General features: G+C 74.4%; 13 protein-coding genes. 5 read left to right on the top strand and 8 right to left on the bottom strand.

Features of this window, described 5'->3' with window-relative positions; genetic code table 11:
• Window positions 1–20: 20 nt before the first annotated feature.
• Both ACRB68_RS04675 and ACRB68_RS04670 read right to left on the bottom strand, forming a co-directional pair.
• Entirely contained in the window at window positions 21–1,079 is a 1,059-nt protein-coding gene (locus tag ACRB68_RS04675) for an LLM class flavin-dependent oxidoreductase (protein ID WP_153532285.1), read from the bottom strand.
• Between the two features lie 173 nt (window positions 1,080–1,252).
• Window positions 1,253–2,893: a bifunctional lysylphosphatidylglycerol flippase/synthetase MprF gene (locus tag ACRB68_RS04670; RefSeq protein ID WP_153530971.1), complete on the bottom strand. Its 1,641-nt coding sequence runs from the start codon at window positions 2,891–2,893 to the stop codon at window positions 1,253–1,255.
• Window positions 2,894–3,080: 187 nt separating this feature from the next.
• On the opposite strand from ACRB68_RS04670, the gene ACRB68_RS04665 reads away from it, so the two are divergent.
• Both ACRB68_RS04665 and ACRB68_RS04660 read left to right on the top strand, forming a co-directional pair.
• Entirely contained in the window at window positions 3,081–3,545 is a 465-nt protein-coding gene (locus ACRB68_RS04665) for a flavodoxin family protein (protein WP_153530970.1), read from the top strand.
• A complete protein-coding gene (locus tag ACRB68_RS04660; protein WP_153530969.1) occupies window positions 3,542–3,841 on the top strand; it encodes a Dabb family protein in 300 nt (99 codons plus the stop codon). Before ACRB68_RS04665 ends, ACRB68_RS04660 begins: the two co-directional genes overlap by 4 nt.
• Here the strand turns inward: ACRB68_RS04660 and ACRB68_RS04655 are convergent.
• Window positions 3,838–4,377, bottom strand: coding sequence for a GlcG/HbpS family heme-binding protein (locus tag ACRB68_RS04655; protein ID WP_153530968.1), 540 nt, complete (start codon window positions 4,375–4,377; stop codon window positions 3,838–3,840). The two genes, ACRB68_RS04660 and ACRB68_RS04655, sit on opposite strands and share 4 nt — an antisense overlap.
• 165 nt (window positions 4,378–4,542) lie before the next feature.
• Here ACRB68_RS04655 and ACRB68_RS04650 point away from each other — a divergent pair, with 165 nt between their 5' ends.
• From ACRB68_RS04650 to ACRB68_RS04640, 3 genes are all read left to right on the top strand, one after another.
• Entirely contained in the window at window positions 4,543–5,640 is a 1,098-nt protein-coding gene (locus ACRB68_RS04650; RefSeq protein ID WP_153530967.1) for a sensor histidine kinase, read from the top strand.
• Window positions 5,637–6,272: a response regulator gene (locus ACRB68_RS04645; protein ID WP_153530966.1), complete on the top strand. Its 636-nt coding sequence runs from the start codon at window positions 5,637–5,639 to the stop codon at window positions 6,270–6,272. The genes ACRB68_RS04650 and ACRB68_RS04645 overlap by 4 nt, the downstream gene beginning before the upstream one ends.
• 143 nt (window positions 6,273–6,415) lie before the next feature.
• Window positions 6,416–7,552, top strand: coding sequence for a thiolase C-terminal domain-containing protein (locus tag ACRB68_RS04640; RefSeq protein ID WP_328593752.1), 1,137 nt, complete (start codon window positions 6,416–6,418; stop codon window positions 7,550–7,552).
• Here ACRB68_RS04640 and ACRB68_RS04635 read toward each other — a convergent pair.
• Genes ACRB68_RS04635 through ACRB68_RS04615 form a run of 5 tightly spaced genes read right to left on the bottom strand, consistent with a single transcriptional unit; the run spans window position 7,519 to window position 15,343 of the window.
• A complete protein-coding gene (locus ACRB68_RS04635; RefSeq protein ID WP_153530964.1) occupies window positions 7,519–9,882 on the bottom strand; it encodes a glycosyltransferase in 2,364 nt (787 codons plus the stop codon). The two genes, ACRB68_RS04640 and ACRB68_RS04635, sit on opposite strands and share 34 nt — an antisense overlap.
• Window positions 9,879–10,793, bottom strand: a complete 915-nt coding sequence (locus ACRB68_RS04630) for a glycosyltransferase (protein WP_153530963.1) — start codon at window positions 10,791–10,793, stop codon at window positions 9,879–9,881. Before ACRB68_RS04630 ends, ACRB68_RS04635 begins: the two co-directional genes overlap by 4 nt.
• Window positions 10,790–13,123 (bottom strand): hypothetical protein, encoded by a 2,334-nt coding sequence (locus tag ACRB68_RS04625; protein WP_153530962.1) that lies wholly within the window; start codon window positions 13,121–13,123, stop codon window positions 10,790–10,792. Before ACRB68_RS04625 ends, ACRB68_RS04630 begins: the two co-directional genes overlap by 4 nt.
• On the bottom strand, window positions 13,120–14,196 hold the full coding sequence (locus ACRB68_RS04620) for a glycosyltransferase family 2 protein (RefSeq protein ID WP_153530961.1): 1,077 nt from the start codon (window positions 14,194–14,196) through the stop codon (window positions 13,120–13,122). Before ACRB68_RS04620 ends, ACRB68_RS04625 begins: the two co-directional genes overlap by 4 nt.
• Window positions 14,186–15,343: a glycosyltransferase gene (locus tag ACRB68_RS04615; protein ID WP_194293185.1), complete on the bottom strand. Its 1,158-nt coding sequence runs from the start codon at window positions 15,341–15,343 to the stop codon at window positions 14,186–14,188. The genes ACRB68_RS04620 and ACRB68_RS04615 overlap by 11 nt, the downstream gene beginning before the upstream one ends.
• Between the last annotated feature and the right edge of the window lie 2 nt (window positions 15,344–15,345).

Below are 15,345 nucleotides of genomic sequence, written 5' to 3'. Positions count from 1 at the left end.
TGGCAGGTGTGGGGGTGGGGTCACCGGAAGGCCGGCATGACCTCCGCGGCGAAGAACCGCAGGACCTTCTTCATGTCCTCGAGGGGCATCGGCCGGGTGGAGCCGAAGTCGCACATGAGGTTGCCGTAGCCCATCTCCTGGATCGCCCTGATCTGCTCGATCACGCGCTCGGGGTCGCCGATGACCTCCAGCTGGTTCCAGCGGAACTCGTTGTCGACCGAGCCGCCCTTGAGGTAGCGGTCCTGGTAGTACTCGAAGCCCTTGGCGGCCTTGCCGGTGCTCGGGTCGATCGGCGCGCTCTGCACGTTGAAGATCCGCGAGCGGTCGAAGCCGGCCTCGAACCGGGCCTGGTCCGCGCGGGCCTGCTCCACCGTCGGCGCGACGTACACCGAGCGGCTGGCGACCAGCTCCACGCCGGTGGTGTCGACGCCGTGCGCGGCGGCGGTGGCGTGCCAGGTCTCGGCCGCCTTGGCGATCTTCTTGAACGGGGCGGCCGGGTCGGCCAGGATCGGCAGCCCCCGCCTGGCGTACAGCTCGACGGTCTCGGGGCTGACCGCGGCCACGTGCAGCGGCGGGTGCGGGCGCTGCACCGGTTTCGGCATCAGCGTGAGCGGGTGCCGGGTCTCGTGGAAGCGGCCCTTGTACTCGAAGGAGTCCTGGGTCCACAGACCGATGATCATGTCCAGGCACTCGTTGAACCGGTCCCGCGCCTCGGCCAGGTCCAGGCCGAAGTTCTCGAACTCCACGCTCTGGTAGCCGCGGCCGATGCCGACCTCCAGCCGCCCGTCCGACAGCAGGTCGACCATCGCGGCCTCCTCGGCCACGTGGATCGGGTTGTGCAGCGGCAGCACCACGATGCCGGTGCCGAGCCGCAGCCGCTCGGTGCGCGCGGCCAGGTTCGCCAGCAGCGTGAAGATGTTCGGGACGACCCCGTAGTCGCGGAAGTGGTGCTCGGCGATCCACACCCCGTCGAAGCCGAGCTCCTCCAGCAGCTCGGCGATCTCGATCTGGTAGTCGTACACCTCCCGCGCGGTCTGGCCCGCGAACTGGTGGAACAGGTGGAAGGTCGAGAACTTCATCGGGCGGTCAGCCACGTGTACGGCTCCTTCTCCAAGCGGGCCCGGCGGGGTGCGCGCCGTGTCGCAACGCCTGACCCATCATTACGTACCAAGCGCTCGCTTGGGAAGCCTAACAGCCCGGGTACGGCGAAGCGCCCCGTCCGGCGGATCGGGGCGCTTCGCGAAAGGCGGGATCAGGGGCGTTCCAGATGCCCCGCGGGCTCGGCCACCGGGTCGCCGGCGGCGTGCGGCGGCCGGGTCCGGCCGAACTCCAGCGTGAGCAGCGCCGCCGCCAGCCGGACGATGTCGGCCCAGGAGCGGAACACCACGCTGCGCGGCCGGTAGCCGGGCCGGAACTTCTTGTCGAACAGGTACAGCGACTCCACCGCGATCCACGGGTCCAGCAGGTGCAGCGCCTGGTAGCCGGTCTTCTCCAGGACGCCGCGCTCGTCGGAGTCCAGCAGCTCGCGGAACGCGGCGAAGTTCAGCGACACCACGCCGTGCCCGTGCTCGGCCGCGTACTCCACGACCTCCACGATCAGCCGCTCGTTGACGCCGTTCGGGCCGTCGGGGGAGCGGCGCATCGCGTCCAGGCTGACGCCCTCGCCGGCGATCACGTACCGCTGGAAGGCGATCGGCGCGCCGTCGGCGCCGTAGGCGATCGCGACGATCGTGCCGGGGTGGTAGCCGGTGAGCAGCTCGTCCAGGTTCATCGAGAAGCCGCGCTCGGCCGCGCCGCCGAGCGAGCTCGCGGCCACCGCCAGCAGCCGCTCGCGCAGGTCGTCGGTCAGGTCCCGCTCGGCGACGATCTCGGAGGTGACGCCCGCGTTGTAGGTGCGCCGCACCGCCTGGCGGACGTTGCGCATCTGCCGTCCCGACAGTGAGAACTCCCCGGGCCGTACCACGACCTCGTCGCCGAACCCGATCGAGCGGAGCCCGCCCCAGGCCGGCAGCAGCCCGGCGCTCGCGCCGAGCACGGCGGGCCGCCAGCCCGCGCGGCGGCAGCGCTCCAGGAACGCGTTGATCGCGGCCGCGTGGGACCCGGGGTCGCCGACCGGGTCGCCGCCCGCCGCCGCGATGCCGAACAGCACCCGGTAGCCGATCGCGGCGCGCCCGTCCGGGCTGAACACGTACGACTTGTCGCGGCGCAGCGCGAACGGGGCGAGGGTGTCCGAACCGGGGTGCGCGACCAGGCGGGCCACCCGGCGCCGCTCGTTCTCGTCACCCGGCGGCGGCGGGGGATCGGACGCCAGCAGCGTCACCACCAGCACCAGCAGGCCGACGACGCCGATCACCCCGAGGACCCCCGGCAGCCACGCCGCGCCCTCGATCGAGCCGCCCCCGCCGCTCAGGCCGCTCGCCACGCCGGGGCCGACCGACTCGATCGACATGCCGCCGACCAGCACCGACAGCACGGCGGTGGAGAGCACCAGGACGGCGCCGGTACGGATCGCGGTGCGGATCCGCTCGGGATGCGGGCGCACGTCGAAGGCGGCGCGGCGGATCCACAGGGCCAGCAGCGCCGCCGCCAGCAGCGGCAGCCGCCACAGCGCGTCGTCGCCCGCCGCGACCGCGAGCAGGCCCATCACGACCAGGACCACCAGCCCGTACCAGGCGGCCCGGCGGCGCAGCCGGGCGCCGCGCGCCACGAACGCCAGGGCGAGGCCGAGCATGACGGCGTGCGCGGGGGCGAGCGGGCTGCCGGTGACCAGCTCCGCGAGGCCGCGCAGCCAGCCCGGCGCGTCCCCGAGCGCCGGCACCGCGAGCAGTGAGGCCACGGCCGCGGTCACGAAGGTGAAGGGCCAGACCGATCCGTGCTGTTTCGCTGCGTCCACGAAGAGCACCTCCGCTGAGCGGCAACCATGATCTTGTGGAACGAATTCCCCATTTAGCACGTTAACCCCGGCCGTATCCGGTCGCCGGCGCGTCGGTCCGCCGGCCAGAACTCCTCCATGCGACGACGCCGCGGCGCCCCCGGCCGAAGATCCGGCCGGATCCGGCCACCCCTGTAGCCTACGGGTGATGAGGCGCTTGCTGCTGGTCCACCACACCCCATCGCCCTCGCTACAGGCCATGTTCGAGGCCGTGCGGTCGGGCGCCGGCACCGACGAGGTCCAGGGCGTCGAGGTGGTGTGCCGCCCGGCGCTCACCGCCTCCCCGGTCGAGGTGCTGGAGGCCGACGGCTACCTGCTCGGCACGCCGGTGAACCTCGGCTACCTGTCCGGCGCGCTCAAGCACTTCTTCGACCAGATCTACTACCCCTGCCTCGAAACGACCGTCCGCCGGCCGTTCGGGGCCTACCTGCACGGCAACAACGACGCCACCGGCGCCCTGCGCGCCCTGGAGTCGATCACCACCGGGCTGCGGTGGCGGGCCGTCCGGCCGCCGGTCGTGGTGACCGGCGAGCCGGGCCGCGCCGACCTGGCGGCCTGCTGGGAACTGGGCGCGCTGGCCGCCGCCGAGGCGGCCGATACGCTGGGGTCATGAGCGGCTTCCGGCATGTGGTGTTGATCGAGTGGGCCGAGGGGACGACCACGTCCCAGCAGGAGGAGGCCGCGGCGCGGCTCGCCGAGCTGCCCGGCCTGATCCCCGAGATCCGGTCCTACAGCGTCGGCGGCGACGCCGGCATCGACGAGGGCAACGCCGACTTCGTGATCGTCGGCGAGTTCGCCGACCAGGCCGCCTACGAGACCTACCGGGACCACCCGGCCCACCGCGCCGTGGTCGGCGAGTACATCAGGCCGTTCCTGGCGCGGCGGGCCGCCATCCAGTACGAGCTCTAGCCGAGCCGGCCGGCGACGGCCTTCAGGGCCGCCTGCGCGATGGCCTCGTCGATCGAGCCCTGCGGCGCGCCGCCGACGCCGATGCCGGCGATCGGGGAGCCGCCCGAGGCGACCGGGACGCCGCCGGCCAGGAACAGCGTGCCCGGGATGTCCTTGACGGTCGGGCCGGTGCCGGTGGCGTTCCCGGCCAGCTTGGACGTCGGCTGGCCGAACGAGACGGCGGTGAACGCCTTGCGCTTGGCCGACTCGACGGTCTGCGGGCCCGCGCCGTCGCCCTTGATCACCATGCGCAGGTCGCCGGAGCGGTCCACGATCGCGATCGCGACCCGCTGGTGCTGCTTGGCGGCCTCCTGCTGGCCGGCCGTCGCGATCTGCAGGGCGGCGTCGGCGCTGAGCACCCGGACCTGCTGGACGGCCGGGCCGGGGGCGGCCTTGGCGGCGGCGGGCGCGGCGGCCTGGGCGGCCGAGACGCCGACGGCGCCGCCGACGATGGCGAGGCCGGCGGTCATGGTGGCGATGGTCTTGATGCGGGTCATGGTGTGTCCTTCGTCAGGGGTCGGTTCGACGTGTTCCAGCCTCGCCGCGCCAGGCCCGCCCGCCATCGGGGCGGTGGACGATCCTGCTATCAACCGATCGGTTGATGCCCCCGGCCGGCCCCTTCTCCAGGCTGAAGTAGCGTGATTCCAGGGGGAGGGACGGGCATGACGGCGGCCGAGCAGCGGATCTACCAGGCGATGCACGCGGGTTTCTTCCTGCTGCTCGCCGCGTCGGCGTCGCGGTTCGTCGTCCGGCACGGGATCGGCCGCGAGAGCGCCGTCCCGCTGGTGCTGAGCGGCGTCCTCGCCGTCGGCTACGCGGCGGGGATCGTCGCCTGGGACGTGCTCGGCCGGTGGCGCCCGGCGTGGCTGGCGGCCGTCACCGCCTGCTGGGCCGCGCTGGTGCTGATGGCGCCGAGCTTCGGCTGGTGCGCGATCCCGCTGTTCTTCATCGCCCTCCGGCTGCTCGGCACCCGCGCCGCGATCGCGCTGGTGACCGTGCTGACCGCGACCTACGTCGTCGCGCAGCTGCGGCTGGCCGACCGGATCGACCCGAGCCTGGTGCTCGCGCCGGTCGCGGTCGCCGGCATGACCACCGTGATCTTCCTGGAGCTGCGGCGGCTGATGGACGGGCTCGCCGCCGCGCAGCACGAGGCCGGGGTGCTGGCCGAGCGCGAGCGGCTCGCCCGGGAGATCCACGACACCCTCGCGCAGGGGCTGACCAGCATGGGCATGCTGCTGCAGGCCGCCGACCGCGAGTGGGGAAGCGACCCGGCTGCGGCGCGCGGGCACGTCCGGCGGGCGGCCGGGACCGCCGCGGAGAACCTGGAGGAGGCGCGCCGGTTCGTGCGCGCCCTCGCCCCGCCGGGGCTGGCCGCCGGGTCGCTGCCCGCGGCGCTGCGCGCCGTCGCCGAAGGGGCCGGCGCGGACCTGCGGGTGGACGGCGCCGAGTACCCGACCGGCGCCCGCGCCGAGGAGGCGCTGCTGCGCGTCGCGCAGGGCGCCCTCGCCAACGCCCGCGAGCACGCGGGCGCGGCCCGCGTCGTGCTCACGCTGTCCTACCTGGACGACGCGGTGACGCTCGACATCGCCGACGACGGCGCGGGCTTCGACCCGGCCGCGCCGCGCCCCGGCGCCGGCCGCGGCTACGGGCTGCGCGCCATGCGCGACCGGCTCGCCGAGGCCGGCGGGAGGCTGGTGGTGGAGAGCGCGCCCGGCGAGGGCACCGTCGTCGCGGCCACGATCCCAAGGAGCGGCCCATGAACCCCATCGGCGTGCTGATCGCCGACGACCACCCGGTGGTGCGCGCCGGGCTGTGCGCGCTGCTCGGCGCCGAGCCGGGCATCGAGGTGGTCGGCGAGGCGGCCGACGGCGCCGCGGCCGTCCGGCAGGCGGGCCTGCTGCGGCCCGACCTGGTCCTGATGGACCTGCGGCTCGGCCCCGGCATGGACGGCGTCGAGGCGACCCGGCGCATCCTCGCCCTGCCCGACCCGCCGCGCGTGCTGGTGCTGACCACCTACGACTCCGACGCCGACATCGCCCGCGCCGTCGCCGTCGGCGCGGCCGGGTACCTGCTGAAGGCCGGCCCGCCCGAGGAGCTGTTCCGGGGCGTGCGGACGGCCGCGCGCGGCGAGACCGCCCTGTCGCCCGAGGTGGCGACCCGGCTGCTGAACCGGGTGCGCGACCCCGCCCCGGCGCTCAGCCCGCGCGAGATCGAGATCCTGGAGCTGGTGGCCCGCGGCCTGTCGAACCGGGCGATCGCGAAGGAGCTGTTCATCAGCGAGGCGACGGTGAAGACCCACCTGGTGCACGTGTTCGCCAAGCTGGGCGTGGAGACCCGCACCGCCGCGGTGACGGTCGCCGCCGAGCGCCGCCTGATCAGGCTGGCCGACTGATACCGAGCAAGCGCTTGTGTATAGAGGTGGTTCGCGTTAGCGTCGGCTGCGCGGCCGGGTGATCCCCCGGCCCGGCCAGACGCCGTCCGCCGGGGATGGATCGCGCCCCATCACCGGCGGGCGGCACCGGACGAGGGGGGCGCGTGGGCCGGCAGGGTTTCTCGGGCAGGGCGGCGGTCGCGGGGGTCGGGATGACCGCGCTGTCGCGCGCGTCGGGCCGCAGCGAGCTGAGCCTCGCCGCCGAGGCGTCGCGGGCGGCCCTCGCCGACGCCGGGATCGAACGCCCCGACGCGGTCCTGTCCTACCACCTGAACGACTCGGCGCCGGTGCTGTACCTGGCGCGCGAGCTGGGGCTGTCCGAGATCGGCTGGCACAACGAGATCTACGGCGGCGGGACGCAGAGCGCCTCGATCCTCGCCGACGCCGCGATGCTCGTGGACGCGGGCCTCGCCGAGAACGTGCTCGTCTACCGGGCGCTGAACGGCCGCTCCGGCAAGCGGATGAACGCCCTCGGCCTGAAGCTGGGGGAGGGCACCGAGGAGCAGTTCACCCACCCGTACGGGATGGCGGGGCCGGTGCACCAGTTCGCCCTCGCCGGGCAGCGCTACCTGCACGACACCGGCCTGACCGAGCGGCACACCTACGCCGTCGTCGGGCAGTCCCGCTCGCACGCCCTGCGCAACCCCCGGGCGCTCCGGCGCGAACGGCTCGACCTGCCCGGCTACCTGGACAGCCCCATGGTGGCCTCGCCGCTCCGCCGCCTGGACTGCTGCCAGGAGACCGACGGGGCCTGCGCACTCGTCGTCACCCGCGCCGACCGCGCGCCGGACGCGCCGCGCATCCACGCGGTCGTGCGCGGCGGCGGGCCGGGCGCGTCCGCGATGGACCGCGCCGGCGACGTCACCCGGATCTTCTCGGCGTACGTGGCGGGCCCGCTCTACGAGGCCGCCGGGATGAGACCGGCCGACATCGACGTGGCCCTGCTCTACGACGCCTACAGCTGGCTGGTGCCGCGGCAGTTGGAGGACTTCGGCCTGGTGCCGCGCGCCGACCTCGGCGTCTTCCTGCGCGCGCAGGAGATGGCCTGGAACGGGCGGATGCCGGTCAACCCGCACGGCGGGCTGCTGTCGGAGGGGTACGTGCACGGCCTCAACAACGTGGCCGAGGCCGTCCGGCAATTGCGCGGGACCGGCACCAACCAGGTTCCGGGCGCGGGCGTGGCCCTGTGCACCGGGTTCGGCGGCGGCTACGGCAGCGCCGCCGTCCTCACCGCCGCCTGATCGGCGGGCGGCCGGCGCCGCATGCCGAAGCTGGTGGCGATCACCACGAGGCCGATCAGCAGCGACAGCGCCTGCGCGATCACCCAGCCGAGCGCCCCGGCGTTCAGCCCGTGCGGGAGCAGCAGGCCGCAGCAGGTCACCACGAGGGCGGCGTTCACCCCGTTCATGAAGATGTAGGCCCCGGTGCGGTCCCGGGCGATCAGCGCCGCGTCGACCAGGTAGGTGCCGCCGGTCAGGAGCGCGGCCAGGGCCAGCAGCCGCAGGCAGCCGGTGGCCGACCGCGCGTACTCGGCGCCGAACATGCGCAGCAGGTACGGCGCCGCGACGACCGCGGCCAGCACGGCCGGCAGCAGCAGCACGTAGACCGCCTTGACCGCCTTGAGCAACTGCCGCCGCAGCGCCCCGCGCTGCGCCTCGGCGAAGGTCACCTGCGCCGCGGTGGACGGGATGAAGTTGAGGAATCCGGCGATCTGGAAGGCGACCGCGAACCACGCGGTCTGCCGGCTGCCGCTGATCGTCAGGACCTGCAGGGGGACGACGGTGCTGGGCAGGATGCCGAGGACGGTGCCGAGATAGCTGCCGCCGGAGAACGACAGGTGCCGCCGCAGCACCGTGACCGGGCCCGGCCCGCCGGGCACGCGGGGCAGCCGCCGGAGCAGGGCCGCCCCGCCCAGTGCGGCGGCGAGGACGGCGCCGCTGCCGTAGGCGACGATCAGCCCCGGCAGCCCGAACGGGATCAGCGCCAGCAGCGCCCCCACCTTGATGACACCGCCCACCAGGTTCTTGGCGAACAGCGCGCCGGTGGCCCGCAGCGCGATGAGCCCGGCGTCCAGGGTGCCGCCCGCCGAGGTGCTGACCACCAGCAGGATGACCAGCAGCACCGAGCGCAGATCGCCGCCGAGATCCGGGCCGCCGCCGGGCAGCAGGGGCGTCAGGAGCAGCAGGCACGCCAGCGCCAGGGAGCCGCCGACCACCGCGACCGCCCCCACCGTCGCGCGGACCAGGGAGCGCGGGTCCTGCGCCTTCGGCAGATGCCGGATGACGGTGTTGGCGAGGCCGAGGGAGGCGACCGTGGCCAGCAGGTTCACCCCGGCCGTGACGCCGGCCAGCCAGCCGACGGCGGCCGGGGGGTAGCTGTGCGCGGCCAGCGCCCAGAACACGAAACCGAGTCCCGCCAGGGACATCGTGTTGGCCAGCAGCAGCAGCGAGCCCCGGTAGAGCGCGTCCTTGGAGATCCGCTGCAGCCATGACCGCAGCGGCGCGGGCAGGAGGCCCGCGGCGGGCGCCGTCCGCGCGGTCACCTCCCCGAAAAGGCGCAGGGTCTGCTCGCCGATCCGGTCCCAGCCGTGATCGCGCACGTGGTCCAGCGCCGCCCGCGACATCGCCTCCAGCCGCGCGGTATCCGCCTCGGCCAGCTCGGCCAGCGCCCGGGTGAGGGCGGGGACGCCGCCGTCGTAGCGCCGCACGGCCGCCTCCGGCAGCTCGGCCAGCCCCGGCAGGTCGGGCACGAGCAGCGGCCGCCCGTGTGCGAGGGCCAGCAGCGCGCTGCCGCTGGTGGTGATCTGCCGGAACGGCAGGACCACCACGTCGGCGTCCGCGTACAGGCCGGCCAGCTCCGCGTCGGGGATCCGCTCCAGCCGCAGCGTCACCCGGTCGGCGACGGGCGCGGCCAGCTCCTTCAGCCGGGCCGCGAGCGCCGGGTCGGGGCAGGAGCCCGCGACGGTGAGGGTCGCCTCGTGGCCGGCCGGCAGCGCCGCGAAGGCGGCCAGCAGGTCCTCCACCCCCTTGTACTCCGCGATCATGCCGAGGAACAGGAACCGGCCGCGGCCCGCCGGGGCCGGCAGTTCCGGCGCGGGGAAGGGGCCATGCGGGACGACCTCGGCCCGGCGGGGATGCGCGCCGAGCGCGGCCAGCCCGTCCAGCGCGGACAGGGCGTGCACGATCACCAGGTCGCTGGCCCGCACCAGGCGCCGCCGCGCCGCCGCGTCGTCGGCGAACACCCGCGAGTGCGGCAGGACGTTGTGCGCCGTCCACACCAGCCGCAGCCCGAGCGGCCGGAGCACGCCGAGCACGATCCGGAACCACAGCTGCGCGGCCCGGCGGCCGGGGCCGCCGCCGGGCAGCCCGAACTTGAACACCCAGTGCAGGTGCACCAGGCGCGCCCCGGCCAGCCGCCAGGCCAGCAGCTCCAGCGGGAGCAGCAGCAGGTTCAGGGTGTGCGACGGCGTGAGTTCACCGGCGTACCGGATCCGCGCCCCGCGCCTGCGCAGCTCCCCGTAGAGCAGCTCCTGGTAGGGGTTGCCGTCCCGGGGAATGGCGATGATCTTCATCGGCGGATCCGGCCGGCCACCTCGGCGAGCACGCCGGCGCCGTAGACCAGATGGTCCACGATCACCCGGAGCGCACCGTTGCGCCGGTTGCGCCAGGCCGGGACCGCCAGCAGCGCCAGATAGGCGGGGAACGCCGCCGCGGACCACGGCCACGCGACGGCCGTCGCCGCGAGCGCGACCGGCAGGCCCAGCAGGTACAGCGGGTAGGCCACCACCATCGGCTCGGTGCGCGGCAGCCGGGGCAGCCGGTCGCGGTGCTTGAGGTACAGGCGGGCGCGGGCCTTGCCGTAGGCGTAGGAACGGCGTGCCTGCCGCCGCCGGTCGCCCCAGTCATGGGTGACCACGGCCTTCGGCGCGCTGCGGATGCGGTGCCCCGCCGCGATGACCCGCCAGGCGAAGTCCACGTCCGAGCCGTACTCGAAGGACTCGTCGAACCCGCCGACGGCGTCGAAGACCTCACGCCGGAAGGCCAGGTTGATGGTGGGGCACTCGTCCAGGTAGGCGGCCGCGCGCAGCGCCCCCTGGTCGTACAGGCCGTCGTGGCCGGCCGGCCCGACCGCGACCCCGGCCACGATCCGCTCGCCGTCCTTGCGCAGCGGTTCCAGCAGCTCCCGCAGCCAGCCGTCCAGCGGACGGCAGCCGGCGTCGGTGAACACGATGACGTCGCCGCGCGCCGCCCGGACCCCCGCGTTGCGCTGGTGCGGGATGGACACCCGCACCCCCGCCGGGCGGTCGAAGCGCAGCCAGCGCACCGCCGGATGGGCGGCGGCGATGCGGTCGAGGCGGCCGTCGGAGGCGTCCACCACGACCAGCTCGTACGGCTCGCCGGTGGCCGCCGCCGACGCCGCGGCGCCGGTGAGCGTCGCGGCCAGCTCCGGCTCGTCCTTGCTGATGACGACGATCGAGATCATCGGTGGTACACCTCGGAGGCTCCGTTCGTGTACACCAGGTCGTAGTTGTCCCTGATGAAGGCGGCGGGGAAGGCATAGGTGGCCAGGGAGCCGTTCACCGAGGAGCGGGCCCGGCCCTGCACGACGTTGACCCGGGTCGCGTAGATCCACGCCTCCCGGTTCAGGGCGGCGGGCGCGAGGTCGGTCATCATGCCCGGCCGGCCGGCGCCGATCTGGGTGTACAGCCGGATCTGGCCGTAGCGGTCGGAGTAGACCATGTCGTCGGTGCCCGCGATCCGCAGGCCGAGCCAGTGGGCGGCGGCGAGTTCGGCGTCGTGCTCGTAGAAGCGCTCGTAGTCCTCTCCGCGCGCCGCGAGCTGGGTGCCCGGGGTGCCGCCGAGGGCGAGCGTGGACAGCCCGCTGGTCTTCAGGAAGATCGTCAGTACGGCCGTGGCGACGGCCCCCCAGACCAGCAGGTCCAGGCGGGGAGCCGGCACCGTGCGCGCGGCCCGGCCGAGCCGGGGCGCGACCTGGTGCAGCATCCAGAACAGCGCGACCGAGACGAGGGTGAGCGCCTGGATCTGCGCGCGGCCCTGGTTGTAGGTGATGGCGAGGGTGCCCGACAGCCGGAACAGCACCAGCGCCCCGAGCGCGGGCAGCGCGAGCAGCCCGACCTGGCGGGTCAGCCCGGGGGAGCGGCGCTGGAAGGCCATCAGCGTCGCCGCGACCAGCGCCAGCAGGTTGCCGAGCTGGGCGAACACCAGGACCGCCAGGTCGAGCAGCGCGCTGACCGGCGGCAGCAGCGACTCCTCCTTGGGCAGCGACCGGTCGCGCAGCGCGTTGCGGGGGTCGGTGGCGCCCGGCGGCGGGGAGACGTACTTGCGGCCGGCGTACAGCTCGCGGACCTGCTTGTCGTACTCGGCGGCGGAGATCGTCGCGCCTTCGCCGCCGGACAGGTACGCGGCGATGATCCCCTTGCCCTTGTCGTGCGGCAGCAGTTGCAGGCCGTCGGAGCTGAGCGCGGTGCGCAGCTGGCCCAGGTTGGACGCCGACTGGGTGATCGGCCCGTACCAGAGCGCGGCGCTCGCCACGCCGGTGGCCAGCGCCATCGCGACCGTCCAGCGGATCGCGGCGGTGCGGCGCAGCAGGCCGAGCAGGATCTGGATGACGACGGCCCCGAACAGCATCATCAGCGCGAAGTAGGCCGAAGAGTAGTGCGCCACCACCAGCGCCGGGCCGAACAGGGCCACCAGGACCAGCCGCGGGACCCGGGGCATGCTGATCTCCAGCAGGGCCGCGCACAGCGCCAGGAAGAACAGCAGCGCGATCTCCTGCCGGGCCAGCGCCGGAAGCTGCTGGGAGACGCCCCCCTGCACCAGGACGTAGGCGGCGGTGAGCGTGGCCCAGCGGGGCGGCAGGAAGCGCCCGGCGATGTTGAAGATCCCCACGACGAACATCGCGAACGTGGCCGGATACGCCAGTTTGAAGATCATCGCGATGTCGATGCCGGTCAGCGCGTGCAGCTGCGCGGGCAGCACGGTGATGCTCAGCATCGCGCCGTAGGCGTCCGGATGGGGGTGCATCTGCCACACCCCGGCCCGGACGGTCTGGGTCGCGACCGCGTACTCGGTGGAGATGTCGAAGCCGTACACCAGGTCGCTGCGCAGCGAGTAGGCCCACATCATCGCCAGCGACACCGCGAACAGCAGCAGGGAGATGCGCGTGACGTCCAGCCGCCCCGCGGCCAGCGCCGCCCAGGCGACCACCACGCCGCAGGCGGCCAGCACCGCCACGGCCAGCACCGGGCCGTGGCCGTGGTTCAGCCGCAGTGCGCCGGCCGCCGCCAGCAGCGGCAGGAGCATCGCCAGCGCCAGCCAGCGCGCCGAGGGCAGCGCCGGCCGGGGGATCGCGGTGCTGAGCGGGGCCGTCGTCCCCGCCAGCAGGAGGATCAGGCAGACCGCCTGCAGGCCGATGAGCATCGGCGCCGGGTACAGGGGGTGTTCCACTCCGAGCTGTCCGCCGATGAGATCGACGGCCAGCCCCGATCCCATCAGCACGACCAGCGAGCAGGCCGGCACGTACAGCGGGAACAGGGCCACCGCCGTGCCGGGCACGCGCAGCGCGTTCAGCAGCAGCAGGCCGGGCACCGTCAGCAGCAGCGGGACGAGCGCCAGCTGCGCCACCACGAGGTCGCGCAGCAGCGACAGCACCGTCATCAGGACGAGGGCGGCGCCGTAGTACACCACGCGCCGGAAGATCAGCCATTCGATGGTGCCCGGGGTGTGCCGCGCCGCGGGCGGGCCCGTCCCGCCGGGGTGCGCGCCGTCCAGCGAAGGGCGGACGTTGATCACGCGGTCGGCTCCGGCTCCCCGTCGCTCTGCCGGGCCGTCGCGACCGCGGCGGGCGCCGGTTCGGGGACGATGCCGCGGAAGACCAGGGCGCCGCGCACGAAACCCACGTTCTCGCAGGTTTCCTGCAGGAGCTGCAGGTAGGGATCGATCAGCGCCTCCACGGTGCCGTGCCGGAAGACGTTCTTCAGGCCCCGCGGGTAGAGCACCTGCGGCAGCAGCAGCGCGGCAACGGCCGACGGCCAGAACCACGGCGAGGCCGCCAAGAGCAGGGCGGTGAGCACCGGCCAGGGGAACAGCGTCGGACGCACTCCGGGCCACTTGCGGTACTGCAGGGCGTTGCCCTTCCCGTAGGCGATGTTGCGGCGCAGCACGTTGCGGAGGGTCGGTTCGAAACGGTGCGACAGCCACGCCTCCGGCTCGAACACCAGCCGGGTCCGGCCGGCACGGCGCAGGCGCCGGGACAGGTCCTCCTCTTCGGAGCCGAACCGGAACCGCTCGTCGAACCCGCCGACCTCCAGCAGCGCGTCCCGGCGGAACGACATGTTGCCGCCGGTGAAGGAGTAGACGTCGCGCCGGGGCTTCGGCGGCGGGGTCGTCCACTGGCGGCGCAGGTACAGGTAGAGGCGGTAGGGCAGTGCCTGGCTCGTGGTGAGCTCGAGCTCCAGCGGCTCGTGCCGGTTGTTGCGTTCCACGTAACGCGACATGAATCCGGTGCCGGTGATGGGGACGACCGGTCCGCCGACGCCGGTCACGTCGCCGGCGTACCCGGTCAGGAGCAGTTCGGCCCAGCGCGGCGCGGGTTCGCAGTCGTCGTCGATGAAGGCGACCACGGGAGCCGAGGCATGCTGCATCCCGGTGTTGCGGGCGGCCGACAGGCCCTTGTTGTGCGGATGGGCGACGACCCGCAGCCCACGCGCCCGGGCCACGTCGCCGGTGCCGTCGGTGGAGCCGTCGTCCACGACGAGGATCTCCAGCGCGGCCCGCGCGGTCTGGCGCTCCAGCGCCTCCAGCGGGCGGCCGATCCGGCCGGAGCCGTTCAGCGAGCAGACGACGACGGTGAGGCTAATGGTCATCCGGCGTCCTCTCCTGGTCGTGCCGGTGGACGGCCCGGTACACGTCCGCGGTGGCGGCGGCGACCTCGTCGAGTCCCGTCCCCTGATCGTCGACTGACCAAGAATAGGCTGAAATATCGCCCTTTTTAGCCAAGAAGCGCCTGATCACGGCGGCCAGCTCGGCGGGCGATCGGGGCGGCGCCGTCCACGGCGAACCCGCGAAGAGCTCGGCCAGCCCGCCCGCCGTGGTCGCGATCACCGGTACCCCGTAGGCCCGCGCGAGGTTGGCCACCCCGCTCTGCTCGGCCTTGCGGTACGGGAGCACGACGGCCTCGGCGGCCTCGAACCAGGCGGCGATGTCGCCGTCCGGCACGAAACCGGTGAAGGCCAGCCGGTCCGCCACGCCACCGCGCGCCGCCAGCCGCCGCACCCGGGCCAGATGCGCGCGGTCGCGCAGCTCGAAGTACTTGAACGGCCCGCTGCGCGGGCGCACCGTCCCGGCCACTACGACCCGCAGGCCGGCCGGCACCGCCGGGTCGTCGCGGCGCAGCACCGACAGCGCCCGCACCAGATCGTCCAGGCCCTTGTCCACGTGCACGAAACCGAAGGCGAGCAGCAGCCGGTCGGCGCCCAGGCCGAACCGGTCGCGCAGCTCGGCGGCGGTCGTGGCCGCGGCGGGCGGCGGGGTGCTGAAGTGGGGGATCACCTGGACGCGCCCGGCCGGCACGCCGAGCGGCCCGGTCACCGTCTCCAGCGCCCCCCTGGTGTGCACCACCAGCCGGTCGCTGTGCGCGGCGATGCGCCGGTAGAGCGCCCGGCCGGGACCGCGCAGCAGCGCGGTGTCGCGGGACGCCTCGTGCAGGGTGGTGACGACCGGGACCGGGGCGCGCGCCAGCTCGCCGAGCCAGCGGGCCAGCGCGGGCGTCCGCGTGCCGAAGGCCGGCACCGCGAACTGGGCGTGCACCACGTCGGGCTTGAACTCGGCCACGGCCGCGCGCAGGGCCGGGCCGGCGCCGCCCGGCCCGAGGGCGCCGAGCACCTCCGGCGGCGCGCCCGGCTCGGCGCGGGCCGCCACGACCGCCACCTCGTGCCCGGCCGCGCGCAGGGCGCCGCCCAGCGTCTCGGTGTAGGTCCCGATCCCGTCCCGGGCCGGCGGATAGGGGCTCACGA

The sequence above is a fragment of the Actinomadura macrotermitis genome (assembly GCF_009604375.1).
Taxonomy (GTDB): Bacteria; Actinomycetota; Actinomycetes; order Streptosporangiales; family Streptosporangiaceae; genus Spirillospora; species Spirillospora macrotermitis.
The sequence above is the reverse complement of the archived record's forward strand: the minus strand, read 5'-3'. Positions and strand labels throughout refer to the sequence as shown.

Bases quoted from the DNA above. Each gene is read 5' to 3' on its own strand.
- ACRB68_RS04650 (WP_153530967.1), top strand. From the start codon at position 4,543: ATGACGGCGGCCGAGCAGCGGATCTACCAGGCGATGCACGCGGGTTTC.
- ACRB68_RS04660 (WP_153530969.1), top strand. From the start codon at position 3,542: ATGAGCGGCTTCCGGCATGTGGTGTTGATCGAGTGGGCCGAGGGGACG.
- ACRB68_RS04655 (WP_153530968.1), bottom strand. From the start codon at position 4,377: ATGACCCGCATCAAGACCATCGCCACCATGACCGCCGGCCTCGCCATC.
- ACRB68_RS04675 (WP_153532285.1), bottom strand. From the start codon at position 1,079: ATGAAGTTCTCGACCTTCCACCTGTTCCACCAGTTCGCGGGCCAGACC.
- ACRB68_RS04635 (WP_153530964.1), bottom strand. From the start codon at position 9,882: ATGAAGATCATCGCCATTCCCCGGGACGGCAACCCCTACCAGGAGCTG.
- ACRB68_RS04665 (WP_153530970.1), top strand. From the start codon at position 3,081: ATGAGGCGCTTGCTGCTGGTCCACCACACCCCATCGCCCTCGCTACAG.
- ACRB68_RS04645 (WP_153530966.1), top strand. From the start codon at position 5,637: ATGAACCCCATCGGCGTGCTGATCGCCGACGACCACCCGGTGGTGCGC.
- ACRB68_RS04630 (WP_153530963.1), bottom strand. From the start codon at position 10,793: ATGATCTCGATCGTCGTCATCAGCAAGGACGAGCCGGAGCTGGCCGCG.
- ACRB68_RS04620 (WP_153530961.1), bottom strand. From the start codon at position 14,196: ATGACCATTAGCCTCACCGTCGTCGTCTGCTCGCTGAACGGCTCCGGC.